This is a genomic window from Clostridium tanneri (genome assembly GCF_033659955.1).
Taxonomy (GTDB): Bacteria; Bacillota; Clostridia; order Clostridiales; family Clostridiaceae; genus Clostridium_AM; species Clostridium_AM tanneri.
The window spans coordinates 1-25,359 of sequence record NZ_JARUJP010000010.1 but is presented as its reverse complement, the minus strand read 5'-3'; the positions used below and the strand labels follow the sequence as shown (position 1 = coordinate 25,359).

The 25,359-nt window shown below is 31.7% G+C and carries 26 protein-coding genes, 2 other RNA genes and 1 pseudogene; 9 read left to right on the top strand and 20 right to left on the bottom strand.

Going from position 1 to position 25,359, the window contains the following annotated elements; genetic code table 11:
• Positions 1 to 112: 112 nt before the first annotated feature.
• The 5 genes from P8V03_RS10010 to P8V03_RS09990 form a co-directional block, all read right to left on the bottom strand.
• Positions 113 to 1,114, bottom strand: a complete 1,002-nt coding sequence (locus P8V03_RS10010; RefSeq protein WP_318798062.1) for a 5-oxoprolinase subunit C family protein — start codon at positions 1,112 to 1,114, stop codon at positions 113 to 115.
• Positions 1,111 to 1,848 (bottom strand): 5-oxoprolinase subunit PxpB, encoded by a 738-nt coding sequence (gene pxpB, locus P8V03_RS10005; protein WP_318798061.1) that lies wholly within the window; start codon positions 1,846 to 1,848, stop codon positions 1,111 to 1,113. The genes P8V03_RS10010 and pxpB overlap by 4 nt, the downstream gene beginning before the upstream one ends.
• Positions 1,849 to 1,933: 85 nt before the next feature.
• Positions 1,934 to 2,887, bottom strand: a complete 954-nt coding sequence (locus P8V03_RS10000; RefSeq protein WP_261672654.1) for a DUF979 domain-containing protein — start codon at positions 2,885 to 2,887, stop codon at positions 1,934 to 1,936.
• A 1-nt stretch (position 2,888) separates the two neighbouring features.
• Complete coding sequence (locus P8V03_RS09995; RefSeq protein WP_318798060.1) at positions 2,889 to 3,599, bottom strand: DUF969 domain-containing protein; 711 nt, start codon at positions 3,597 to 3,599, stop codon at positions 2,889 to 2,891.
• A gap of 78 nt (positions 3,600 to 3,677) precedes the next feature.
• Complete coding sequence (locus P8V03_RS09990) at positions 3,678 to 4,433, bottom strand: LamB/YcsF family protein (RefSeq protein ID WP_318798059.1); 756 nt, start codon at positions 4,431 to 4,433, stop codon at positions 3,678 to 3,680.
• Between the two features lie 666 nt (positions 4,434 to 5,099).
• On the opposite strand from P8V03_RS09990, the gene P8V03_RS09985 reads away from it, so the two are divergent.
• Positions 5,100 to 5,549, top strand: coding sequence for an LbetaH domain-containing protein (locus tag P8V03_RS09985; RefSeq protein WP_318798058.1), 450 nt, complete (start codon positions 5,100 to 5,102; stop codon positions 5,547 to 5,549).
• Between the two features lie 138 nt (positions 5,550 to 5,687).
• On the opposite strand, the gene P8V03_RS09980 is transcribed toward P8V03_RS09985, so the two are convergent.
• Both P8V03_RS09980 and P8V03_RS09975 read right to left on the bottom strand, forming a co-directional pair.
• A complete protein-coding gene (locus P8V03_RS09980; RefSeq protein WP_318798057.1) occupies positions 5,688 to 7,568 on the bottom strand; it encodes a nuclease-related domain-containing DEAD/DEAH box helicase in 1,881 nt (626 codons plus the stop codon).
• A 150-nt stretch (positions 7,569 to 7,718) separates the two neighbouring features.
• Positions 7,719 to 8,465: a DUF166 domain-containing protein gene (locus P8V03_RS09975; protein ID WP_318798056.1), complete on the bottom strand. Its 747-nt coding sequence runs from the start codon at positions 8,463 to 8,465 to the stop codon at positions 7,719 to 7,721.
• A 143-nt stretch (positions 8,466 to 8,608) separates the two neighbouring features.
• Between P8V03_RS09975 and ffs the strand changes: the two genes are divergently transcribed.
• An RNA gene (gene ffs, locus P8V03_RS09970) (signal recognition particle sRNA large type) lies at positions 8,609 to 8,873 on the top strand.
• A gap of 13 nt (positions 8,874 to 8,886) precedes the next feature.
• Positions 8,887 to 9,078: non-coding RNA, 6S RNA (gene ssrS / locus P8V03_RS09965), on the top strand.
• Between the two features lie 94 nt (positions 9,079 to 9,172).
• Here ssrS and P8V03_RS09960 read toward each other — a convergent pair.
• From P8V03_RS09960 to P8V03_RS09930, 7 genes and pseudogenes are all read right to left on the bottom strand, one after another.
• The gene (locus P8V03_RS09960; RefSeq protein WP_318798055.1) at positions 9,173 to 9,694 is read right to left on the bottom strand and encodes a GNAT family N-acetyltransferase; all 522 of its coding nucleotides are present in this window, start codon (positions 9,692 to 9,694) and stop codon (positions 9,173 to 9,175) included.
• A 122-nt stretch (positions 9,695 to 9,816) separates the two neighbouring features.
• Positions 9,817 to 10,368: a Uma2 family endonuclease gene (locus tag P8V03_RS09955; protein ID WP_318798054.1), complete on the bottom strand. Its 552-nt coding sequence runs from the start codon at positions 10,366 to 10,368 to the stop codon at positions 9,817 to 9,819.
• 133 nt (positions 10,369 to 10,501) lie between these two features.
• Positions 10,502 to 10,750, bottom strand: a pseudogene (locus P8V03_RS09950) (WYL domain-containing protein); the annotation flags it as partial.
• 9 nt (positions 10,751 to 10,759) lie between these two features.
• On the bottom strand, positions 10,760 to 11,485 hold the full coding sequence (locus tag P8V03_RS09945; protein ID WP_428978973.1) for an ATP-binding protein: 726 nt from the start codon (positions 11,483 to 11,485) through the stop codon (positions 10,760 to 10,762).
• Positions 11,466 to 12,419 (bottom strand): DnaD domain-containing protein, encoded by a 954-nt coding sequence (locus P8V03_RS09940; protein WP_318798053.1) that lies wholly within the window; start codon positions 12,417 to 12,419, stop codon positions 11,466 to 11,468. The genes P8V03_RS09945 and P8V03_RS09940 overlap by 20 nt, the downstream gene beginning before the upstream one ends.
• Before the next feature lie 68 nt (positions 12,420 to 12,487).
• The gene (locus P8V03_RS09935) at positions 12,488 to 13,048 is read right to left on the bottom strand and encodes a sigma-70 family RNA polymerase sigma factor (RefSeq protein WP_318798052.1); all 561 of its coding nucleotides are present in this window, start codon (positions 13,046 to 13,048) and stop codon (positions 12,488 to 12,490) included.
• A 357-nt stretch (positions 13,049 to 13,405) separates the two neighbouring features.
• Positions 13,406 to 13,876, bottom strand: coding sequence for a hypothetical protein (locus P8V03_RS09930; RefSeq protein ID WP_318798051.1), 471 nt, complete (start codon positions 13,874 to 13,876; stop codon positions 13,406 to 13,408).
• Between the two features lie 352 nt (positions 13,877 to 14,228).
• Here P8V03_RS09930 and P8V03_RS09925 point away from each other — a divergent pair, with 352 nt between their 5' ends.
• The gene (locus P8V03_RS09925) at positions 14,229 to 14,870 is read left to right on the top strand and encodes a helix-turn-helix domain-containing protein (RefSeq protein ID WP_318798050.1); all 642 of its coding nucleotides are present in this window, start codon (positions 14,229 to 14,231) and stop codon (positions 14,868 to 14,870) included.
• A 50-nt stretch (positions 14,871 to 14,920) separates the two neighbouring features.
• Here P8V03_RS09925 and P8V03_RS09920 read toward each other — a convergent pair whose 3' ends face one another.
• The 4 genes from P8V03_RS09920 to P8V03_RS09905 all read right to left on the bottom strand — a co-directional run bounded on the left by P8V03_RS09920 (position 14,921) and on the right by P8V03_RS09905 (position 17,569).
• The gene (locus P8V03_RS09920) at positions 14,921 to 15,064 is read right to left on the bottom strand and encodes a YvrJ family protein (RefSeq protein ID WP_261672639.1); all 144 of its coding nucleotides are present in this window, start codon (positions 15,062 to 15,064) and stop codon (positions 14,921 to 14,923) included.
• Between the two features lie 165 nt (positions 15,065 to 15,229).
• A complete protein-coding gene (locus P8V03_RS09915; protein WP_261672638.1) occupies positions 15,230 to 15,448 on the bottom strand; it encodes a DUF2922 domain-containing protein in 219 nt (72 codons plus the stop codon).
• 164 nt (positions 15,449 to 15,612) lie between these two features.
• Positions 15,613 to 15,837 (bottom strand): DUF1659 domain-containing protein, encoded by a 225-nt coding sequence (locus P8V03_RS09910; protein WP_318798049.1) that lies wholly within the window; start codon positions 15,835 to 15,837, stop codon positions 15,613 to 15,615.
• A 241-nt stretch (positions 15,838 to 16,078) separates the two neighbouring features.
• Entirely contained in the window at positions 16,079 to 17,569 is a 1,491-nt protein-coding gene (locus P8V03_RS09905) for a caspase family protein (RefSeq protein ID WP_318798048.1), read from the bottom strand.
• Between the two features lie 386 nt (positions 17,570 to 17,955).
• Between P8V03_RS09905 and dndB the strand changes: the two genes are divergently transcribed.
• From dndB to P8V03_RS09880, 5 genes are all read left to right on the top strand, one after another.
• On the top strand, positions 17,956 to 19,032 hold the full coding sequence (gene dndB, locus P8V03_RS09900) for a DNA sulfur modification protein DndB (protein WP_318798047.1): 1,077 nt from the start codon (positions 17,956 to 17,958) through the stop codon (positions 19,030 to 19,032).
• A 61-nt stretch (positions 19,033 to 19,093) separates the two neighbouring features.
• Positions 19,094 to 20,773, top strand: a complete 1,680-nt coding sequence (gene dndC / locus P8V03_RS09895) for a DNA phosphorothioation system sulfurtransferase DndC (RefSeq protein ID WP_318798046.1) — start codon at positions 19,094 to 19,096, stop codon at positions 20,771 to 20,773.
• A complete protein-coding gene (locus tag P8V03_RS09890) occupies positions 20,763 to 22,925 on the top strand; it encodes an AAA family ATPase (protein WP_318798045.1) in 2,163 nt (720 codons plus the stop codon). The genes dndC and P8V03_RS09890 overlap by 11 nt, the downstream gene beginning before the upstream one ends.
• Positions 22,926 to 22,927: 2 nt before the next feature.
• A complete protein-coding gene (locus P8V03_RS09885; protein ID WP_318798044.1) occupies positions 22,928 to 23,314 on the top strand; it encodes a DndE family protein in 387 nt (128 codons plus the stop codon).
• On the top strand, positions 23,311 to 24,510 hold the full coding sequence (locus P8V03_RS09880; RefSeq protein ID WP_318798043.1) for a cysteine desulfurase family protein: 1,200 nt from the start codon (positions 23,311 to 23,313) through the stop codon (positions 24,508 to 24,510). The genes P8V03_RS09885 and P8V03_RS09880 overlap by 4 nt, the downstream gene beginning before the upstream one ends.
• 305 nt (positions 24,511 to 24,815) lie before the next feature.
• Here P8V03_RS09880 and P8V03_RS19195 read toward each other — a convergent pair whose 3' ends face one another.
• Positions 24,816 to 25,019 (bottom strand): HNH endonuclease family protein, encoded by a 204-nt coding sequence (locus tag P8V03_RS19195; RefSeq protein WP_428978974.1) that lies wholly within the window; start codon positions 25,017 to 25,019, stop codon positions 24,816 to 24,818.
• Positions 25,020 to 25,102: 83 nt separating this feature from the next.
• The coding region (locus P8V03_RS09875; RefSeq protein ID WP_318798042.1) for a transposase domain-containing protein at positions 25,103 to 25,359 on the bottom strand (257 nt) is incomplete at its 5' end.

Here is a 25,359-nt window from a genome sequence, read left to right as displayed (position 1 = left end):
TGCCATCTATTGTAATATATACTTTATCCACATCAAAACAAATTTCAAAGAATTTATTTGCCCAATGAGTGCAGCAAATTTACTACTAATTTTATTGTGAAGGAGTTTTTATTCATATCCTTAAGTTAATCCCTATTTTCAAACTTGTAATATATTTTTCTCTTTCAATATACAGTTCTTCCGCTTCCCCTAGGGAGATTTCTTTAAACATAATCTTATCTCCTGGCTTAAGCTGTGCAATCCTTGAAATGTCTACAGAAGCTACCTGTCCGATCTTAGGATATCCTCCAGTAGTTTGTCTATCTGCTAAAAGTATAATTGGATTCCCATCTGGTGGCACCTGAATTGTTCCAAGAGAAACAGCTTCAGAAATCATTTCTAAAGGCTTTTCTAAATTTAAAGTTGTTCCAGACAAACGATAGCCCATTCTATCCGACTGAGCTGTAATACTAAACTCAGAATTAAAAAATTTATTTTTACTGTCTAAGGTAAATTTATCAAATTCCCTGCCCTGCATAACTCTAACAGTGATATAATCAAAATTCTTCTTTATAAGTTCCCCTTCTAAATACCAGTTCGCTGCTGCAAAAGAATTAGAGTAACTTTTTTCTATTAGCTTTTTTATAATATCAGAAGCTTCCTCTGAAGGATAACCAAACTGTAGTACATCATCCTTTTTTAGCATCCTTCCTTTATAACCACCGATTTCTGCCCTTTGATAAGTACTTTTGCTTCCCATAACTTCCGGAAGATTAAAACCGCCTGCCACAGCCAAATATGCACGACAGCCAGACTTACAAGCTCCAAATTTCAGCACACTGTTTTCTTTCAAGTAAACTGGTCTCCACATAGGAACAGGTTCTCCATTAATGGTTGGTGATAAATCCCCACCTGTAATAGAAAAAAGAGTGCCTTTATCTATGCTTAAAGAAGGACCCATTAATGTAATTTCCAGTGCCCCTTCATCCTCTTTATTTCCTACTAGAATATTCGCTGCTCTAAGAGAATAAGAATCCATAGCCCCACTAACTATAACTCCATATTTCTGATACCCATATCTTCCTAAGTCTTGAACTGTTGTAAGAAGACCTGGACTAATAACTCTTATGCTCACTGTTGCTCCCTCCTATACTGCTCATATTCACTGAAAGAAATTGGACAAAACCTTATAATATCCCCTGATTGAAGAAGGCTTGGAGGACATTCATTAGGTCTAAATAACTCTAAGGGTGTGCTTCCAATAAGCTGCCAACCGCCTGGAGTGCCTATAGGATAAACGCCTGTCTGCATACCTGCAATTCCTACAGTTCCCGGTGGTATCAAAGTACGGGGAGTCTTTCTTCTGGGCGTTTCAATTTTTTCAGACATTCCACCTAAATAAGGAAAGCCAGGAGCAAAACCTATCATATAAACAAGGTATTCAGCACTTGAATGTATCTTGATTACCTCATCTACAGTAATTTTATTATATTCTGCCACATATTCTAAATCCGGTCCAAAGTCCCCTCCATAACAAACTGGTATCTCCACCACTCTAGCTCTAGTATTTCCAGAATCATTAAGTTTAGATAAAATTCCCTCTAAAATACCTTCAACAATTTCATAGGAAAGCTTACCTTTTTCAGAATCTCTTTTTATCTTTCTAACTTCAATTGGATTGTAAAACACTGTAATACTTGTAAAGGATAGCACATATTCTGTCATTCCCGTAAAGGGATATTCATCAAGGTACTTTGCTAATGTTTTTATTTTTCTATGTATATCAGGATGAATCTCTTTTCCAAATTCAATGAGGATTCCTGATTCACCAAGTGGAAACATCTCAGCTCTTAGTTCATTTTTCATCATCTTGTCACCTCTATGTATTAGTGGTAACAGGCATATGAACATGACTTTTTGCTGTTAACCACTATGAAAATCTTTAGTAGAATTCTTAATAAACAAGAAAGTACATTAAAAATATATTTACTGTTAATAACAATAAAGCCGTTGGTACTTGTGCTTTAATAACACCATTCTTATCTGGTAGATCTAGTAATGCTGCCGGTACAATATTATAATTAGCGGCCATAGGTGTCATCAGTGTTCCACAATAACCAGAGAACATTCCAATTGCAGCAAGGACAGCTGGATTACCTCCATGCATATGTACCACTAAAGGTAGACCTATACCTCCTGTAATAACAGGAAATGCTGCAAAGGCGTTTCCCATAACCATTGTAAATAAAGCCATACCCACTGCATAAGCCACCACAACTAAAAATTTGTTATCCACTGGAATAGCACCACTAACTAGCTTCGTAACAGCTGTACCAACTCCAGCTACTGTAAAAAGTCCGCCTAATGCAGCTAACATTTGAGGAAGAATAGCAGCCCAGCCTATAGTATCTATTAATCTTCTACTCTCTTTAATAGCCTGCATTCCCTTTTCTTTTGTTAATATCAAAGCTACAAATAAAGCAGCTAAGCAAGCCAATCCTAAACTAACAATAGTAACGTTACTATTATCTAATAAAAATAATCCACCTATTTTTATATTTTTTACCCACAAAGTTCCTACTATTGTAACAATAGGAATTAAAAGTGCAGGTAAAAATAATGAATTTCCAAGTTTTCTAGCAGATTCTTTTCGCTGTTTTTCAGTTGACTCTTTAAAAGAACCTATTCCAACGCCGTTAGCTCCTGCAATAACAGCTATTAATATTACAATAACTCCCATGTACATTGGTGGAATAACCTTTCCAAATAGGAAAGTCAATGAATAGAGCCCCCAAAATGTAGCAGAACTAATTCGTTTAGGATTCTTTTTATCCTTTAGTGTTAAAACAGTAATTAAAGCTAGGAAAATTCCTGCTATGTAATAAATGTACTCAAGACTTATAATCATGCTAGCTCAACTCCTTTACTTCCTTATTTTCATTCTCAAGCTCATAGACCTCTATTTCTTTTTTAATTTTTCTATCTAGTAATATAAGCCTAGTACCATGAATTAAGAAGGCAGCAATTGCAGTTGGAATACCCCAAAGTGCTATATGTATAGGCTCTAAATTAATACCATTTTGATCATAGAAACCTTTTATAAGTAAAATAGCCCCAAAAGCTATAAATATGTCTTCTCCAAAGAATACACCAACATTATCCGCAGATGCAGCAAAGGCCTTAATTTTATTACGAGTTTTCTCTGGCAACTGACCAAATTTGTTTTCCGCTGCAGCTTCAGCCATTGGAGACACTAAAGGACGTACCATTTGTGCATGTCCACCAAAACTTGTCAGCCCTAAAGCAGCTGTTGCCTCCCTTATAAAAAGATACAAAAGCAAAATACGTCCAGAAGTAGCTGCTTTTATCTTGCCAATTAGTATCTGGGACTGTTCCTTTAAACCACTTCTTTCCAACAATCCAATTACAGGTAGGGTAAGGATGAATAATGATAGATATCTATTTTTCACAAAAGATTCTCCAAAAATTGTGAGAATCTTTGCTATAGGAAGGTTCCCTGCAAATCCTGTAGCAACCCCAGCAACAGTTACAACTAAAAGAGGATTAAAGCGCAGTGCGAAACCAACAACAACAATTACAACACCAATTAACGTAAACATATTTTTTCTCCTTTCAAACAATAAATTATATTCTGATAACTGTATGTAAATTTAAAATTAATTACTTTACTAACTTTCTTAAAAGTTTTTAACGTCAATATTATAGGCTTTTAACTGCTTATTAATTTCTTGAGCAAAAGTTAAAGCATGTACACCATCTCCATGAATACAAATAGTATCTGCTTTTATTGGAATATCAAAACCTTGCTGACAATGTACTTTTCCTTCTATAACCATCTTTATTACCTGTGAAATAGCAGCTTCGCTATTTGTAATAAGAGCATCTTCTCTAGTTCTTGGGGTGAGAGAACCATCCTTTTGGTAAGTTCTATCTGCAAAAACTTCACTAGCGGTACGAAGCCCCATATCTTCCCCTGCCTTTATAAGTTCACTGCCTGAAAGACCAAATAATATTAGCTGTGAATCTACCTTGTAAATAGCCTTAGCTATTGCCTGAGATAATCCTTGATCCTTAGCGGCCATATTATATAGCGCTCCGTGAGGCTTTACATGCTGCATTTTTCCCCCTTCTGCTTTGACAAATGCACTTAAAGCACCAACTTGATAAACTACCATATCATAAACATCCTGGGGCGAAACACTCATGTTTCTTCTTCCAAAACCAACTAAATCAGGCAGTCCTGGATGTGCCCCTATTGCAGCTTTATTTTCCAGAGCAAGCTTTACAGTTTTCCTCATCACAGCTGGATCTCCTGCATGAAATCCACAGGCAATGTTTGCAGAGGTAATAAATTTCAATATATCCTCGTCCATTCCTATTTTATAGGGACCAAAACTCTCTCCCAAATCACAGTTTAAATCTACCTTATACACTTTAACCCTCTCTCTTTCCTATGAAAATAACTTTTCTTTCATCTACCGTTCCAATTTCATTTCTCACCATTCCAATTCTATATAATCATAAATTCATTATATTCACTTTTATGGTAAAAAATCAATAGTTTATTAAAATAATTAACGTATTATTAGTATAATAATGCTTTTATTTATCATATTTAAATAAATAATTACAATAAATTCAAGATATAAATAATAAATTTCATTATCCACTCTATTCAGTCAATTTTGGTTTATTTATACTTTTTTGATTTTTATAATTAATATTACAAAACCACTGTGATACCAACAATATCTATAAAAGTTGATTTTATAACAATGGACTAATCCAAGTTAAAAATGGACTCGGTATGGTTGGCACCAAGTGTCCACTTCCATATACAGTCAATCTTTCACAATTCCAGGGACGGAACTGCTTTAATGTTTCCCTTGGAGAAAAGTAGAGAACCAAAATCTTTGATTTTGTGTGAATCACTTTCACACCGTGCAAGGAAGTATTAGAGTGGTTAGTCACCGGATAAATTCTGTAACATAATCAATATTTTTTCATAGAATACATTAGTGCTATTTAACCAATAAGAATATTGATAACCTGACTTTACAATATTACATAGAGTAATAAAATGTTAGGAGATATAAGATGTGGTAATTTTTCATAGCTTAAAAAACATAAAATTTACAATAAATAACAAACAATATTCTATCTATATAGGAAATGAAGTTAGTGTTGCTCATGGAGCTCTAATTCACGGTCCATGTATTGTTGGAAGTAATACTTTTGTGGGATTTAATGCTATTGTTTTTAATTCTATTGTGGAAGATGGCTGTTACATTGATTTGGGAGCTATAGTAACAAATGGAGTACGAATCCCTGCTAAGAGTTACGTTCCAGTTGGAGCTGTAATAGATACTCAAGAGAAAGCTAATGCTCTAAATAAGGTATCAGAAGCTGATGAGGATTTTGCTAAAAATGTAGTTAAATCAAATACGGAACTTTCACAAGCATACTCTCTAAAATTTGGTGATATCAGATGTATTTGTGGTCTTTGTTGTGATCGTAGTACTTTTAATAACTTACTGAAGGATGTATAGAAAAAGACAAGTCGGTTAGATGTAAAATTACATTAACTAACTTGTCTTTTTTAAGTTATATAAGGTGCCTATTCTAAGCTAGTCATTGAAATTGTTTTTTCAAGATGAACACCTCTCCCTTATTTGTATGAATATCTTTTAGAATAGATTATCAAAGGATGACATTAAGTGGTCATATTCTGGCAAGTAATTAAGGCAAATAAAGGAGTACTCTCCTGTTGTTGCTTTTTCTTTAACACGGGACATACTAATAAATACCGCATCTTTTATTGATTGAGAATTTGGTACATCGCAGTAAATTTCCCCATTTACATACCTTGTAGAAGGTGAATCTAAAACTAATACAACATTAGGTGTTTGCCATCCTTTATAGCTGTGATAAGAACTAACTTTAAGCCTTCCAGTACCTCCACGAAATCTCCACTTTTCAGAGCGGCGGCGTTCAATATCTCTATGTCTCTGTAAATCATATACATGAGATGTACGAATACCTTTATTCTCAAAATACTCTACAATTTCTGCACCTGTATTTTCATTAGTTGTGAGAATCGTAATATCTTCCCAATCATTGCTTTGGCATAAAGCTTTTATATGATGCTCAAGCTGATACAATTTTTCAACATTATAATTGGCCCTATAATTAAACCAGAAGGCTGTTTGTAATAAAGAAATCTGTTGTTTATCACGTGGTACTAAAATATCTTCTCCATCAATATGTAATTGCTGACGAACTACATGTATTTTTTGGACAATCCCCTGTGGTAAACGATATGTATATTTTAAATTGCCCGGTCTCCCCTTAAATCCAATATTCTTAATCTGCTCAGAGTCCTCAATCCACACGCCGTGCTCAAATAAATCTTGAGCTTTGTCGTAAACAATAAAGAGTTCCCCTTTCCCAGTGAAAAATTGTTTTAGAAATCGAATCCATTCCCCTTTAAAGTCTTGTCCCTCATCAATTAGTATATAATCGTAATTAAACTGATCCTTTTTAGGATTTTTAGCTAAATATTCATTAATAGCACCCATCCATCTTTCTGTGAACTCTTTTCTATTATCATCAAAGTCTACTTCAATTTCATGTTCTGTCATTATGACTTTCAATAATTCATGGAAATGTATAATGGTCAAATCTCTTCGTAATTTTTTCCGTTCTCCATCATATTTCTCTGTTCCAAATTGCTGGCTGCATAAATCTCTTAAATAGTGACGTAAAGTAATATTAAAGGTTAAAATAAGTACACGGTTATTTTCCTTTAATGCTTTTACACCTTTTTCTGCTAAAATCAATGATTTTCCTGATCCTGCTACGCCGCTCCATCTACGAATAGTTCCGGGATTAAGATCCGCCAAATCTTTTTGTGCTCCCTTTAAAATATACGGTTGCTTACGCTCATGATTATAGTCTGAATACTGTAAATGCTTGGCTAACTCTTCTACTAAATGCTGCAATAAACCATTATTATTATATTTTGAATGCTCCATAGCCAATGCATAGGTATGTTTTATTGCTGTTAATTTGTTTTGTGCATTTTTAATGTATTCAATATCTTCCATTGTCCAAATTTTTGTATACTTATTTCCATACCCACAGAAAGCTAATACCTGTGCTTTAGATGCTCTATGAAAATATACTACAGTTTCTATACAACCATAGTAATTTTCAAAGTTCTCAGCAAGATAAACACTATTATTCAATTCTGCTTTTAGAATACTTTTTTTATAGTTTTCTACTTGATTGATTGGATTCTTTTTATGTGCTTGTCCATCTGTTCCCCGAATATATCCACCATTTTCATAAACATCTAAATTCAAATTCCAGTCCTTAACCTCTATAATAATAATTCCACGTTCAGGATGAAGTAAAATGAAATCTGGCTTCATGGAATTTATATGGGGCTGCTCAAATATTCCCCACCCATGAAAACGTGGACTGCTCCTAAATACATTTAATAAATATGTTTCACCATCTGTTCTTGGATCATTAGGATTAAACCCCTCAAAGATTTCCCCTGGCATATTTCTCACCTCAAATATATACAATTTTATTTTATAACTCTATACTATATATAAACTAAAATATAGGCATTAATTACTAGATTTCATATATTTAAAATCTCTTTTAGATTACCTAATGGCTCATAGTATCTTTCTACAAACCTATTCTTGCTACTCTTCTACTATTTCAGCCTCATCTATAGCATTATAATGTATGTGTCCTGCTACATGCACTACAGTATCACCTAATTCAGCGTCCCTATAAACATCTCCAAGACAAGAAAAACCATGCCAGTACCTAGCTGCTATATCCTTAGATTCTGTATCTATTATACTACCTTCTAGTTTCTTTGCTATATTATACAGATTTCCACAGGGAGTGGTAATCAGAATCTCTGCCTTTGTTATTTTGTTGTTTTTGTCAACATACAGCCTGTACTTTGGCTTACCTATCTTAAACTTTTCTATAAACCGGTTTATTACTTTAAATTCGCCATATTCAAGGGCGCAAAAAGGCTTAGGGAAGGCATACTCAAGCTTATACTTTTTGCATTCTTCTATGGTTTTATCTCTCACCCACTTTGACAGCCAGTCCTTACTTTCTAATGGTACCAAAAGCGCCTTTCCTTCGCTTAAACTTATAAGTCTAGGCAGCTCCATTAATATATCTTCATGTATACCTATGGCAATAGCTATATCATGTTTTTCTAATTTGTCTGGCAGATACTCCAAGGGGTCATCTATAAGGATTGGATAAGTATTAGGAAGTTCTAATATCTGAACTACGTTATCCATGTATCCAAGCTCCTTTAACAGTGGAATAATCCTCTCATTTGCAATTAATCCATCTGTTTTTATAGAATTTTCAGTTTGTAAAAACTTACTTCCAGTTTTAGAACAAATAATAAGAATCTTCATTGGAAACTCTCCTTTCAATTAAAGCTGTTATAAAAATATATAAATATTAGGTTTAAATTACCAAACATATATCCCTTGAATAAGAACTTTAGTTATGTTATTATAATCTAGCAACGAGGAAACAACTTAATTAAAGATAGAATTCGTGCTAGATGGGGAGTCAGCGGTGCCCTGTAACCTGCAATCCGCTACAGCAGGATTGAATTCCCACTTTAGACTTTAATCTGTTGGGTCGACTGATCTAAGTGGTATTGAGAATTGGGTCCCATGCAGCAGAAGCTCATGAAGTCCGTCAGGTCCGGAAGGAAGCAGCGGTAAGTGATCACTTCTGAGTGCCGTGGATAAACCTGATTTGAGCTAACTGGATTAGTAACGCTAGTAGATTAATTGTCAACGGTGGGTGCACGATGTACATAGATTATTTTTTCTGAAATATTCGCTAAGCTCCTATTTTGAACCTACATTTAAACTTCGGGAGTCCAATATTTAGATGAGGAAATGTACCTTCTTGTGAGTCCTTTTATGGCATTGAAGGCGATTGAGACATCTGTGAGGACACCCACCTATCGAGAGATAGGTGTCAAAATTGGAGCACCGGTATTTTGGAGTTTATATTTAGAAATTTTCAGCCAATGCTTAGTATTATTAAGCATTGGCTTTTAGATTATTTTTACATAATTATCATTAGAAAAAATACACTTTCCTGATTACCTCTCAAAAAATTCTTTAGCATATTGAACTATACCACTTACACTTTTTAAACTCCCCTCGATCAGCTCCATCGCCATAAAACACTCATCCGGCACTTCAAAGGGAGCCTTTATGCCCCAATTACTTGCAGGGACATATCCAAAACGAGGATAATAAGCCGGGTGTCCAAGTACAATTACAGAACCAAACCCCAAGTTTTTTGCAATTTCATGTCCCTTTATAATAAGCTTGCCTCCAATCCCTTTGCCATGCAACTCAGGAACAACAGACAAAGGCCCAAGAGCCAGAGAAATATTTTCACAAATTTTAATTTTTGTAAAGAGTATATGCCCCACAATTTCGCCATCCAACTCTGCCACAAGTGAAAGTTCCGGAATGAACGCTTCACTGTTTCTGAGACGGTTAACCAGGTTTTGCTCGTCACCGTCAGAATGTTCTACCTTTTCAAAGGCTAATTTTACTACACTGTAAATAGTGCTTATGTCTTTTTCTTGTTCTTGTCTTATAACTATATTCATTTTTATGCTCCTTCCATTTAATACTCCATATCAAATAGCTTATCCTTATAATCTTTCACAAAATATCTTTTACCCTTGGAAAATAGCGAATCAACTTCCTATTTTATAGCGAAGAGGCAATCCTAGAACTTAAATATATCTTCTAGGTTTATAGACATATCTGGAAAAACCGTGCTGATATAGTTATCATTGTTCTTAAAAACATTTGTTATTTTATATTGATTATCTATTAATGAATATTGTACTATATACCCTTCTTGTTCAACCAGATTACATTCAAGGACACCAAATCTTTGATAAACATCTAACTTTGTTATATAGTCATGAGTTGCGGTACTTTTTGAAATAACTTCAAATACAATCTTTGGAGCTGATGTGAAACTTTCACCTTGCCTAGCAGATTTTTCACACATTACAAATACATCTGGCTTAAACTTATACACTTCTTCATTATTTCTAAAAATCACTTCAATAGATTCCGTGTATACATCACACTTACTTTTATCAAGAAACGTCATTAGTTTAAAATTTAGCCTTGATATTATTTTATTATGTTGAATGGAAGTATTAGCTGATAATACAATATATCCGTTACTATATTCAGCTTTACCATTATAATTAGCCTGAATATTTTCAAAATCTTCTTCTGCGTAGTGTATATTCTTAGCATACATACCGATTCACCTTTCTTTACCTTTACCGTAATTATAACAAAATACATACAATAAAGGAAATCACTCTTTATCAGGTATCAAACAAGTAGACTTTGTGTTGCAATGAATTACTAATATTTATCAATTCTCCAAGGATAAATATTTCATCAAGAATTTCAAAGGTTGAAATACGAGAAAGTTTAAAGACACGATAATCCTGCTTGGAAACGCAGTAGCCTTGTAAATACCAGTGTGATTCTTTTAACACCAGCCGATAGGGTTCAACCTTCCGACTACTTTTTTGCCCACCACGGTTAGAATAATTAAAAGATAGAAGTTTCCTATCATTCAGTGCTTTTTTAATTTTTTCAAGGTTGGGTTGCAAATTCTTATTGCCAATCCAATATAATTTTCACATGGAGCTTGATATTCTATAATTATTTTCCTTTCCCTCAATCTGCACAATATAATTCTTACACATCTCAATAATTCTGCTGCCTACGCCTTCATCAAAGGATAAAAGACTTTCTGCATTAAATTCCGATGATATAATAATAGGCAATTTATTCATATACCTATAATTAATTATTTCAAAGATTATGTTAATATCTGACTCATTTATTTTTCCCTTATACAAATCATCAATCAATAGTACCTCACAGTTTTTGTATCTTCCTATAAAACGGGCATAGTAATCTTCATCTAGGATATTTTGTTTTATTTTTAAAATTTCATCTCTATAGGACATATAAACAACCTTAATTCCCTTCGATAAGAGATTTACCCCTAAGGCCACAGTCAAGTGGGATTTACCACTTCCAACTTGTCCTAGAAAAGCTATGCTGTTTTTTCTAGTGTTTCTAATGCTATTAAACTGCTTAAAGTACTCAATAGCAGTGTTTTTTGCTTTTTTTGTGACTTCATTATAGGGCTTATAATTAGCAAAGGTCAATGTATTTTTCTCCATTTGAAGCCCGGAATTTTTCCATATCAGAAGAGCTTTGTCCATTTCTCTACACTGGCAAAAAACTATAGTATCTTGATACTTGGAACTTTTCTTTATAACAAAACCTGCTCCCCCACAAGCTGGACATTCCTCTTTGTTAATATCAGAATGATTAGATAAGCTCATCTTCATTTGTGTCTGATAAGATTCTTGGTTCTGGTGGTTTATAGCCTGTCCATTTTCCCTTATTTGTTTTCGGACTCTTTGAATTACCCCCTCTATTTTCCCCATTGATTCCTTTAAGTCCTTCATTTTTCTTATCCCCCTTTCTCTTTTTATAGTTGTTAATAACTAATTCCGCCTCCCTCAAAGTTTTTACCCCCTTATCCTGCCAGTTATATAATATCTTTTCTACATACCTTAAATTTCTTACGTTGCTTTCCACTGATTCCTTTATGGCAAGAATAATAAGCTCTGGATTCTTAAACTCATCACAGAGAAACTGTATTTTTTCTAAATCATAAGAACCAGGAAACCTTATATTAGCACTGTAGTAGTCAACTACTTTTTTAAAGGCTTCTGAGTTCTCTTTTCTGCCTTCACATAAGATTCTGTTTTCATCTTCCCCTCTAGGCCTGACTTTCTCAGGCTGCTTAACCCCTTCTTCCTCTTCTTCTATACTATCTGTAGTAATCTCTGGTATTGCTTTGTTAGAACTTAACTCTTCCTGTACTAAATTTAAGCAGTCCTTCTGCTCTTTTGTAACACTGGAGTTATTACAATTACCATAAGCTTTATGATACAACTGCTGAATCAAAGCAAAATCTATAGTATACCACTTTGTTTTATCCATCTTGCACTTATTAAAGTTACCTGAAATCACAATACCCATAGACTCAAGATTTTTTATTGCCTTCCTTATACTACTTACTGATAAAACATAAATTTGTTCCTGCCAATTTTCATAAGTATTATATACCCACCTTCTGCCTTCAATAAGATTGGTACTTTTTTCTAACCAATAATTTATTTGGCTTAAGATTATAGCTTCATTCATCCCTATAAGCTTTGCTAATTTAGGATTGAAAATTATTACCGTATTGTCCTCTACAAGCGATCTGTTCAATACTTATCCCCCCAAAACTATTTCAATCACATTGGTTTTGTTGTAAAAATTAATAATTATAGTAGCTTTTAATCTTTAAAACTCAACCTTAGTCTTTTTAATACTTTTCTTTTTCTATTTATAGCAGTTCTGTAACATATACCTTTAAACTGTGCATACTTTTCCAAAGTCTTATTTTCATAATAAAACCAATTAATTAACTCTAAATCCTCTTTTGGCAACTTATCTAAAGCCTTTCCTAGCAGCAGCTTTTCTTCTTTTTTTAAAAGTTCCTCTTCTATATTTTCCTCTGCAGGTATAGCAACTATAAATTGGTTACCATCCTCATTTGCACTATTTAGGCTACAGCAGCTGTTTTCCTTTATGTTGTCCCTTATTAAACCGTAGAAGCTTCTAGCAATAGCATTGGTAACATATCCAGTAAAGGCACTACTTTTTGTCACATCAAACATATTCACAGCTTTAATTATGGCTACTTGTCCAATTTGAATTAAGTCTTCTATATCATACCCTTTCACAAAGGTACATCTTGCAGACTTTACAACAAAAGGAGTATAGCTTTTTATTATCTCTTCCATAGCTTTTTTGTCTCCTGTTTTAGCTAAAAGAATTTTTTCTATGAGCCTCATTTCACTAATTGTAAAACCCCCCATCTATTCAGCAATTTTATTAACTAAAACTCTTTCTAAAACTTAAAAATAAAAAAAGCCCTCAAAATTTTTGAGAAGCTATAGATAATATTTAAGTTTTTACTAACCATTTATTACTTTATTTGAAATTTATGTAAACTATTTACATTTTAATTATAACATAGTTTTTTTCCTGTTGTACTACCAATTTTCAACTAAAATTCTATCTACTTACTAACCTTTTACTACCTTTCTACTCACCTTTAACTTAAAAAAAGGAGTAGATGTACCACCCCTAGCGAAACCTTATGTATAATAGTTCCCTGATAACTTTTAACACTATATTTACCAGGCAAATTAAATCCCTATGCTGTACATCTCTGCAAGTTTATCTATACCTTTTTTTCTATTTCTATTTAGTACACTATCACTCATAAACAACTCACCTTTTAAGTGTCCCCAGGATTTTTTATCTAAGTAATACCCTTTTATAACATCTTTGATTTTAGGATCTAATCTATCAATACAGTAATCAAGTTTTCCTAGTTCATACTTAGAGGCTTTTATTTTTTTTATGATTTCTTCCTCAGCTTCTTTATTTACTCTTTGAGATAATTTTTCATATATGATAGCAATTGTACTGGTTTTATCTGATAATGAACAGGAATGAGCTTTTCTCTCAAAATTTGATGAAAAGCTCATTGACTCAATCATTTCTTCTGGAAGTAAATTCTGAAAGGTTTCTAGCTCGAATTGCAATTGTTTTATGTCGCAAGAAATTTTATTATAGTTCTCCAGTAAATATATGATATACTCTCTCATTTCCATTGACTCCCTCCCGTATCTCCCATATTAGATTAAATATGTCATATTATTACAATAACATTATATTATTTTTATTAATTTTAGTCAATATTATTATTTCTTATTTATCAAGTTTTTGTTGACTATATGTAACGCAATCTGTTTTTAGCAAAACAATACCATATTATAAATAGTTTCATTATAAATGACTTTTTGTTAGGTTATAATTTGAACATTCTTTGACTACAGGCAATGTACTTGATATAATAAATTATAATTATCTACAATTATAGATAATTATAGATAATTGTAGATATTTAATTATAGTAATGTAATTGACAACTTTTTATATAAGGAATAAAGGTAAGGTGGTAATATGACTTTTAATAAACAAGAGTTTGCAGATTTATTAGAAAAGGCAAGAGGTGATAGGTCAATAACAAGATATGCTTCTGAAGTTGGCTTAAGTCCTGCCCACATATCTCGATTATTACGTAAATTACTAGATACCCCTCCTTCACCAGCTACTATAGCTAAATTATCTCAACTAGCCCATAATGGTGTAACCTATAAGGATTTTATGATAGCTGCTGGCCATATTAATGACATAGAAAACAAAGATCAGATCAGCAATAAAAACCTAAGTATAGAAAAAAAGTTTCATCAAACCCTTACTCCCTATTTATTTTCACTAGAAAATGTAAAGTCAATTACTCCTCCTGGTAAGAACTTAGGCCTTTTCACCTTAATAGTTGATTTTAAGGATGGTTCATACCGCAGATGGTATGTAGCATTTATGGAGGCAGTCAATAAAAACATTTTTTTGAATTTTTTAGGACATCTTACCCTTAATTCTTTTAAAACAAATGAGAAAATAACAGTTGTTGTTACTTCACAAAAAGAATATAATGTGGTACTTAATAATAAACCTAAATCTCTTAATGCTAATCTTTATGTAATGTTAATTGATTTAAATAGCCTTGAAATAATAAAAGAGGAAGTTCTCTGCGAAAATTAGCATATTACTTCCTCTTTTTTAAAGTCAAAGAAACTCTATTTTTTTCTCATCTAATTACTTTTAATAGCGTTAGATAAATTATTTATACTCACTGTTAAAACTTCCAGCTTTGCTTCCAACCTAACTAGCAAATATATAGATACCGCTATGGGAAAACCAACATTTGCTATAAGATTTAACAACTCACTACTCATTTAACCCACCTTCTTTACTAATGTAGTGTATAAAAAAAGCACAGTAGTTTACTTAAAACCAATTCCAGTTTTTGTAAATTAGCCTGTGCCTTATCATTCTTTAACTTTCTAATTTTGAGTATTTACCGGATCACCACCAACTTATATAAGTAGTGTAGTTCACCGCTATTTTACAGATAACTCTGAAGAAGTTTTGTCTGTAATTGATGCAGAGTCCTTAAACTTTAAGTCTCCACCAGTGGATGAAAAAATGTTCTTTTGAATTATTACGTCCATAGCAGCACTTACCTCAAGATCTGTGATATCTTCTCTTATGTTGTTAACTCTTATAGCAGTTTTCTTTCCCTCTTCATTTAAAAAATTCATAACTAGTGTTTTAGCCATAGTTTTTCCCCCTTTTAATAAAATTTATAGTAATAGACATAAACCCTCTCACTTCTTTGTAGGTGGAATAGTTCGTGAAAATAATTTAGTTTCCTAGCTTGGACTCCTTCTAAAGTAGAAGAAGTCCTGTAATTTCAGTTCCCTACCTTTTCTGCTCTTTAACCTTAGACATTTGTGATGCCGCTTTCATCTTCCCTTATTATTTCATCTAAGGTTTTTCCTATAAGCTTTTCTACCTCTTTTGCCACATCGAAAATGGCCTGTTCTGTAGCATTGGTTTTCACCTTTGAAAACCTCTGACTTTTAATTATTTCCTTTCCCTTTGGATCTACACCATCTATATATTTTACTATTAGTGTAGTCTGTAGCTTTGTTGCTGTTGCAGCCATATTTATCAACCCCTTTCACTTAGTATATATACAGTTAGGGGTGATATAGGCAAAATTAATTAATAAATTTTTGCTTCTAAAAGTTATAAATGCTATACTATTATTAGGGTAAATAGCATTAATTACAAAACAAATGAAGTTTACCACAACATGCGATTAGGAATTGTTTATGATGAAGATTTATAATAAACTTTTAAGGGATAGAATACTGGAAATAATAAGTGATCAATAGTAACTTGTCCTAGAAGACAGTTCTGTCATTTACTATAACCTTTTCGGGATCAACATTTGAATATATTCTGTGTCTAATACCTGTAAATTCAACTTTACTAATGATACCACTATAAACAAAAAGCTTTAAATCTTCAATATACTCTACTGTATAGGACATTATAAGATAATAAATCATATATAGTCTTATAAGTTTCCAATCTTCAACTGATTTATTTAAGAATTTATTAATAACGTCTCTTAGAATTGGTTTGCTAATTTCAAATCCTGTTGATCCATTCTTTGATACAAACATATTTATCATATTCCATTCAGAACGGGAAAACTCTGGATTTTTTTCTTCTCCAAGCAAAATTCGTCTTGCTCTTAACTCTGCTAATTCTTTTGCACTAATAGATTTTCCAAATCCTCCTAAACCAACAGATAATTCGGTTCCATAACTTGAACCTTTTTTATTTTTTCTCAATTTTATAGTATATATCTCATCATTATCATGATTTATCTCAATGTTTTCTACCTTAACATACTCACACAATTCTTTAAAGGTAAAACTAATATTATTATTGCCCCAGGGATTTACAGTGTCGAGATTTCTTATTATAGCAACTTGCCCTGGTAATGGATTTACTATGCTTACTTCTATTAAATCATCCTTCTCAATAACTTTGTCATATTTTATGGCTTCAATATTAAATAAACACCACTTTCCACTATCTTGAATTACTTCTTCACCTGTTAAATTTTCCTTATAGTTATTTATATTATGAGTTTTTTCAGAGTCTCTCTCTTCAATAACATTCAAAATAATCGGTGATGTAACAATACCGTTAAAAACTGGAGTTTGTACATCTTCATACTTTTCCATTTCAATTGATATATATTTATAGAGATTAAATATATCAACATTACCTTTTTCATCAGCTGCTTTTCCTTCAAGTCCCTGTAAAACATGATATGTAAATCTTCCATGAGCTTCTTTATCAAGTTCATAAGCTTTTTGATAGTAATCACAAGCTGCAATTACTACTTTCCCCTTACCGCTAACCTTTAATGCTCTTTCCATTGTATCCCTAACGGCTGAAGCCTCTCTAGCAACGTTACCACTATAACAACAATCAAACATTACGACTACAGCTTTCGCATTAGTATTTTCAATAAGTTCTTTTACATAATCCATTTCAATAGAAGTATTAAGTATGTTATAAATTTTAGTATCATAAGTTATAAAACATCCGTTTCCGCTTGTAGAACCGTGCCCTGCCCAGTAAAGAAAAAGAGTATCATCTTTGCTACAATTCCCAAAGAAATCTTTTAATGATTTTATAACATTGACCTTTGTAGCTTGAGTTCCAATTAAATTACTTTGACCATAATCTACTGATGAAACTCCCAATACCCTACCTATTCCTAGAACATCGTTAACAACATTGTTTAAAGGTTTAATTCCTTTGTCTAAATATTTATTTATGCCAATTAAAAGTGCTTTATAAATAATAATCACCGCCTGCCTATATTTTTAACTTCGTTCGAATTTATTTAACTTTTGTTTTATGCTTCTAGTTAGTAAACATAACTTTATTATGCTTAATACATAATTATAGACATTTATAATATATCTATCTAATACAAGTGAATAATTACGTACGTAATAGGTTATACTCAAATCATACATCATTACGTGCGTAATGTAAATACTATTTTCTCAAATTATTCGTTAACTGTAGAATTTATCCATAAAACACAAATAATAAAATTAAATTTCAGATCATCTGCGAATTTGTGTTCTATTATGCTATAATACTAATTGGGTTTCTGCCCTTATCATTGTATATACGCACGTAAAATGATATAATAAAACTATATTTTACACACGTAAGGATGATACATATGAAAAAAAACTTTTATTACACCTTTCCTGCTATTAAAGGGAAACAGGCTCAAAGGGATTATTTTGTTATAATGTGCCCTTTAGGTGTACTTTCAAAATTGTTTATATTTAACGAAGAAGAACTCCCTGCAGAATATAGGGCTCAGAGAACACTAAATAGAAGCAGGATTCCAGAAATTGCTAATTATGTAATCAGTAACCCAAAAGATTATGTTTTTTCATCTCTGACTTCATCTGTAGATGGAAACTTCGAATTTACTCCTTTTCCTGATGATAAAACTAAGGAAATTGGTATTCTTAAAATATCTATGGATAGTAAGCTGTTGATAAATGACGGTCAACACAGGAGGGCAGCAATCGAAGAAGCCCTAAAGGCTGCTCCCGAACTTGGTGATGAGACAATATCAGTTGTTCTATTTATTGATGAAAACTTAAAAAGAAGTCAACAAATTTTTGCTGATTTAAATAAACATGCAATTAATGTTTCTAAATCTCTTGGCGTCCTTTATGATTCCAGAGATCCAATAGCATTAATTACAAAACATTTGATAGAATCTAATGCTTTATTGAAAAATTATACTGATATGGAGAATACATCTTTGCCCAAATTCTCCCCTAAACTTTTTATACTTAGCAGTGTGAACGAAACGAATAAAAAACTATTATCTAAGTTAAATGCAAATGATGAGAATAATAAAAATTTTGTTTATGATTTTTGGAACTTTCTATGCGAAAATCTGAAAGACTGGCAATTTGTTTTTAATAAGGAAATCAGTCCTCACATTTTCAGAAATACTTATGTCAGTTCTAACGGTGTAGTATTAGAAGCTCTTGGAATTGTAGGAAACTATCTATTAAAAAACAATATCATCGATTGGGAAAATTACTTAATAAAGCTTAATGATATTGACTGGAACAGATCTAATCTAAAAAACTGGGAAGACCGTGTTATAGGCAAAAGTGGACGTATAATTAAGAGTTCTCGTGGAGTAAGGCTAACTAGCAATCTCATAAAAACCCAAATTGGCCTTCCATTGAGTAAAGATGAAGAGAAATTAGAGTTAGAATTTAAATAGCGATTTTTAAATTGTTTTTTGTATTTTTTGTAGCAAATTTACTGAAAGAGAGAAATAATCTATGAATAATAATGAAGAAAAGTTAACTTTAGATGAAAAAGTTCAGCTCATTCTAGATGAGATGGAAATGGTATATAAAAATGATAAACGCCCTTGGGTTATAGGCTATAGTGGTGGTAAGGACAGTACTGCTGTTGTTCAACTTGCATTTATGATGTTACAAAGGTTACCTAAAGATCAAATAAATAAAGATGTGTATGTTGTTTCATCAGACACCTTAATAGAAAATCCAATAATGTTAGGATTTTTGAAAATGAATTCTGATTCAATAACGAAAATGGGCGGCGAAGAACATTTAAACCTTAGGATAAAAGCTCAAATGGTACATCCAGACTATGATAACTCCTTTTGGGCAAATATTATTGGAAAAGGACTACCTACTCCAACTTCTATTAGGTTTAGATGGTGTACTGAAAAATTAAAAATTAAACCTTCTAATAAATTTATAGAAGAAAAAGTAGATGAAAACGGAGAAGTTATCGTACTTCTAGGAGTTCGCAAAGCAGAAAGTATTGCTAGAAGAATAAGGATAGAAAACAGACAAATAGATGGATACTTGTTAACTCCTCATGCAACGATTAATAATACCTATGTATATAATCCAATTGTAGATTTATCAACTGATGAAGTGTGGAGTATACTGCTTCGTAATAATGGAGTCAGTCCTTGGGGTGGCAATAACAACGAGTTATTTAGCCTATATATGGGCTCTGATGGCGGAGAATGTCCATTCACAGTAACATCAAATAAAGGAGAAATTGATACTCCTTCTTGCGGAAACTCTCGATTTGGGTGCTGGATTTGTACTGTTGTACAAAAAGATAAATCTTTAACTGGATTTATTGAATCAGGTGAAACTTGGTTACAACCTCTTTTAAATTTTAAAGAATGGCTTTTAAACATTAGAAATAGACATGAATATAGAGCTCAATATAGAAGAGATGGAAATCATTATTATAGAAAAGTTTATCTAGACAATATTCCTGTTGATGAGAGAAAAAATATTATTCAAGAAAGCATCTATACTGATAACGACAATAAAAAGTTTATTAACTTTAAATATAAAGACCCAAATTTCCCTATATTAAGTGATAGTTTATATTTTGATGAAAATGGCAGATTCGTAGATAAAGAAAAATTTAAATTATATTTAGAATTATTACCACTTGAACCTGGTTTAAATAAGCTAGATACTAATAAAATTCTTAAAGATGATAAAGGTGAATACGTGAATGTTCTAGGTTATGGTCCTTTTACTTTTCAAGCTAGGCAAATAATTCTAAGAAGATTACTAGAACTTGAAAAAGAAATGAAAGAACAAGAGGGAATTGAATTTGACCTAATTACAAAAGAAGAACTTAAAGCAATTGATGATATATGGGAAGATGAAGAAGACCTATCAAGAAATACATTAACAAAAATTTATTTTGATGTTTATAGTGAGAAACTTCCTTGGCATGATTTCAAAAAACCACTTTTAGAGGAAGTTGCTATAGATAAGATAAATAGTATCTGTGAACGTAAAGGAATTTCAAAGGATCTATTAGTAAAGTTATTAGTTGAGACAGATAAGCAAAAATTCTATTCAAACAAATCAAATTTAATTAAGGCTATTGATAAAACATTAAATCAAAAACATTTATATAAAGATATATATGAGGCGGTAGAATATGATAATTAAAGAAGTTAAACTTAAGAATTTTAGATCCTATGAAGATGAAACTAAATTTGTATTTTCCCCTTCTGGAGAAAAAAATATTGTGCTAATTGGTGGCGAAAATGGAGCTGGAAAATCTACTTTATTTGAAGCTATTAAATTATGTATTTATGGCCCCATAACCTATGGCTACCAAGGACACAATTCAAACTACATTGCAAAAATCAAATCCAATATAAATCATAACGCTTATAAAGAAGCTACAATGAACGCTTATGTTGGTATAACTATAATTTTAACTGAAGGAACTAATGAGAATGTTTATGAACTAATAAGGCATTGGACCCTTAAAGATAAAAGACTTGTTGAAACATATGAAGTAAAGAAAAATGGTAATGTATTAACTGGTGAAGCTGAGAACTACTTTGAAAATTACTTAACTTCGCTTATACCACCAAATTTATTTGACTTCTTCTTTTTTGATGGTGAAGACTTATCTGATGCTTTTATTGGAAGAAGTGCTAGTAGCCATCTTAAAGAATCAATACTTAAATTAAGTAATTATGATACTTTAGATATACTAAAAAGACATTTGCTACAATATCAAAGAAGTACATCTCTTAGCTCTGAAAAACTAAAGGACTTAGAAATGGAATATAATTTAGCAAATGAAGAACTTTCTAATAATAAAAGTACACTTAAATCCTTAGAGTTTAACCTTGAAGAAGCAAAAGCTGATCTAGAAAATACAACTTTACAAAAGTCAAAACTGGATGAAGACTTTAGAAATTCGGGAGGATTACTTGAGAGCGAAAGAGATTTACTGGTTTCTAAACAAAATTCATTAGAAAATGAGAGAACAAATATATATCAATTTATTAGGGATTTTTGTAATGACACTCTACCCTTACTTTTAAGTGAAAAATTACTAGTTAAAATTAAGAATCAAATTTTAGATGAAGATTCTCTTCATACCTACAAAAGCTTTAAAAACAGATTGGATGAAAATATAATAAGATCTTCACTAATTGAAGCTGACGTTATTAAAGATCCTACTTTAGATTTATCTAATGTACCATCGTTGATACTTAGCAAATTGTTTAACACAGGAAGATTGAATAATGTTAAAACTATACATAACCTATCAAATGATGATAAACAAAGTGTGCTATCAAAAATAGATGATATATTAAATAATAAAAAATCTTTAAGCAATATAATTAATGAGAAATATTCTAGATCAAATGAAATTACTGAAGAACTAAAAGTTATTAGGGAGAAAATTAGTTCTTCCGTTAGTGAGAATGTATTGAAAGAATATCTTGATGCTAATTTAAAACTAAATGAAAAAATAAGCCAAATAAAGTCTCAAATTCAAAAGATAACATCAGAAATCGAAAATTTAAAAGAAGAGATAAATTCATCTGAATATAAATTGAAAAGAGCTAAAAATGCTTACCTTCATTCTCTGCAAGGAAGTGAAACATTAAAACTGACGAATAACCTAGTAGAAACTTTAGATGAAATAATATTTGAGTTAACTAAAGAAAAAATACATGAAATAGAAGATAACTTTATTTATATTTTTAAGGAATTGATAAGGAAAGATAACTATATTGATAGTATTGAAATACAAACTAACTTTGATACTACTCTATACATTAACAAAGAATACAGTTCAATAGAAGTACTAAATCTTCTTAAGAACTTAGGTATTGATGATGTTGAAAAAAAATATGGTAGTAGATTCCTTGAAGACTTAAAACAATTCTATCCTTCTGAAAATAAAAAAGAGTTATTGTATAATGTTGAAAATAAATTTAGATTTGAATTATTGATTTTAAGAACCAAGTTTAATATAAATGATTTTTCAAAGGGTGAAAAGCAAATTTACATTCTTTGTCTTGTATGGGCACTTATCAAATCATCTGGAGTTCAAATACCTTTTGTTATAGACACTCCTTATGCAAGAATTGATGAAACTCATAGAGACTTGTTAACTACAAAATATTTACCAAAGGTAAGTAATCAAGTAATTATATTATCTACTAATGAAGAAATTGATAAGAAATTGTATTCTACAATGAGGAACTATATATGTAATGAATATTTATTACAATTTTTAGATAAAGAAAGAAAAACAAAAGTACATGACGGATACTTTTTTGAGGTGTAAACATGGGATTTAGACTTAAAACTTCTAAAAAAACAAAAGATATATTTGATGAAATAGGTGGAAGTAGTAACTTAAAGCCTTTTGCTTTATGTAAGATTGCTATATCCTTGTCCTTACAAGAAAATGGAGATATTGATGAATTTAAAAGTGACAATAACGGTATGGAACTTCAACGCGCTACTGTAACTGGTGATTTGGATGCTCTTTATAAATGTTTAATGGAATCCTATGCTGAAAAACATTTATCCGATGATGAGTATTTTCCTAATCATACAAAAAAACATATAGACCGCGGTGCAAAATTACTAGCTTCAAATTATGAGTACGCAGGAGGCAATCTAGAAAAGTTCCTAAATAAGTTGATTAATAAAGGAGATGTTTCTCTATGATATATTTAGATAACAGTGCAACCACACCCATTGATCCAGAGGTTTTAGATGCAATGATGCCTTATCTAAAAGAAGAGTTTGGAAACCCTTCTAGCAGACATTATACACTAGCTAAAAATGCTGAAAGAGCTGTAGAAGAAGCAAGAGAAAATCTTGCTTCCCTTATTAATTCAAAGCCTGATGAGCTTATATTTACTAGTGGTGCATCTGAAAGCAATAATTTTGTAATAAAAGGTGTGGCTGACTACAAAAAATACTACGAAAATAGTGGGAATCATATAATAACCTCTAAAGTTGAACACAAATCTATCCTTCAAACTTGTAAATTTTTAAGCGGTGAGGTTTATCTTAATAAAGAAAAAAACAAACCTAAGTCATATGTGCCACGAAAAGTTAAAAGTGTAAAAGTTGATAGAGGTTATGACGTTACCTTTCTTGATGTAAATGAATACGGTCAAGTTGAGAATAAGTCTTTAGATGAGGCTATAAAAGATACTACTATACTTGTTTCTATTATGTGGGGCAATAATGAGGTAGGAAGCTTAAATGATATAAAATCTCTTTCAAGTCTGACAAGAGAAAAAAATATTCGCTTTCATTCTGATGCCACACAAGTGTTAGGCAAAATACACATAGATGTTAAGCAAGTTCCTGTAGACTTTCTCTCCTTTTCAGCACATAAAATTTATGGACCTAAAGGAATTGGAGCATGTTATATAAGAAATAAGATGAAAGATACTCCAAATATAGATATGACTGCTTTGATTCACGGCGGATTACAAGAAGGCGGTTATAGAGCTGGAACTCATGCTGTACATAATATTGTTGGTTTCGGAAAGGCTGCTGAAATAGCAAAGCGTGAGATGAAAGAATATAATAGCAAAATTATTGAACTTGAGCTAGAAACAAGAAAGCTGTTAAAAGCAAAGTTTCCTAATGTAGAATTCTTGGGAGACCCTAAAAATCATATACCTGGGGTGATACCTGTTATACTTCCTGAGATTATAAATGAAATGCTTATTGAAAAATTAAGTAATGATGTAGCTATTTCTTCTGGTTCTGCTTGTAGTATTGGGGAACCTTCTTATGTCATTGAGGCTATTGGGAAAAAGATTTTTTCTAATAATTTTATCAGAATATCTTTAAATGCTGAAATATCTTCTAAAGAAATCTGCAATATTATAGATTTGTTATAGCTAAAGTTACTGTTTGTGTTACAATGAATTATCAAACCTTTCCGATAACTAAATCATGTTTTTAAGTGTTGTAATAAATAAAAATTTCTACAATTAATCCAATATTTAAACAATCAATATTTAACATTAGTAAACTTATAATATAATAACACATAAATATTTATGTGTTATTATATTAATTAATTTCTTCTAAATCTTAATTCTTTTGGAATACATTACATTCTCAAATTATAGGTTCCATATGTTTCCAATTGCACTCGCCATACTTTTCTGTCTTTTTTCAATTGGTGCTATATTCCATTCATTTAAACCACTAATTTTTTTGTCATCCTGAATGAACTGCTTCTATAAGCTTCTATCTTACTATTAAAAGTTTCATTTCCTACCTCATTATTGATTTGCTTCTCTAGTAATGTATAGTTTACTATCCGATATTTATAATAATCACAATCATTATTGAAAATACTTTTCCATTGATCATTAGGTGATTCTGGCAATATGTGTTCTATTGTATATTCTTCGTAAGCGATAAATTACCTAGTGTAGGGCTAAATAGAAACGGCCATCCGATAAGGTGGCCGTATTTTTCGATTTAATTATTCTTTTTACAGGAATCCTGTACCCATGAATCCCAAGGCAGGAATTCCTCTAAGAATTCTGGATTTGCTTCGAACTGAACCCCTGGAAGTTGTTTAAACAAAAACTGAAGGTAACTATACGGATCCAAGCCGTTGGCCTTTGAAGTCTCAATTATACTGTAGACTGTTGCACTTGCGCTAGCTCCTTTTGGACTTCCATTGAAGAGCCAGTTCTTACGACCAATAGTAAAAGGGCGTATGCTGTTTTCCG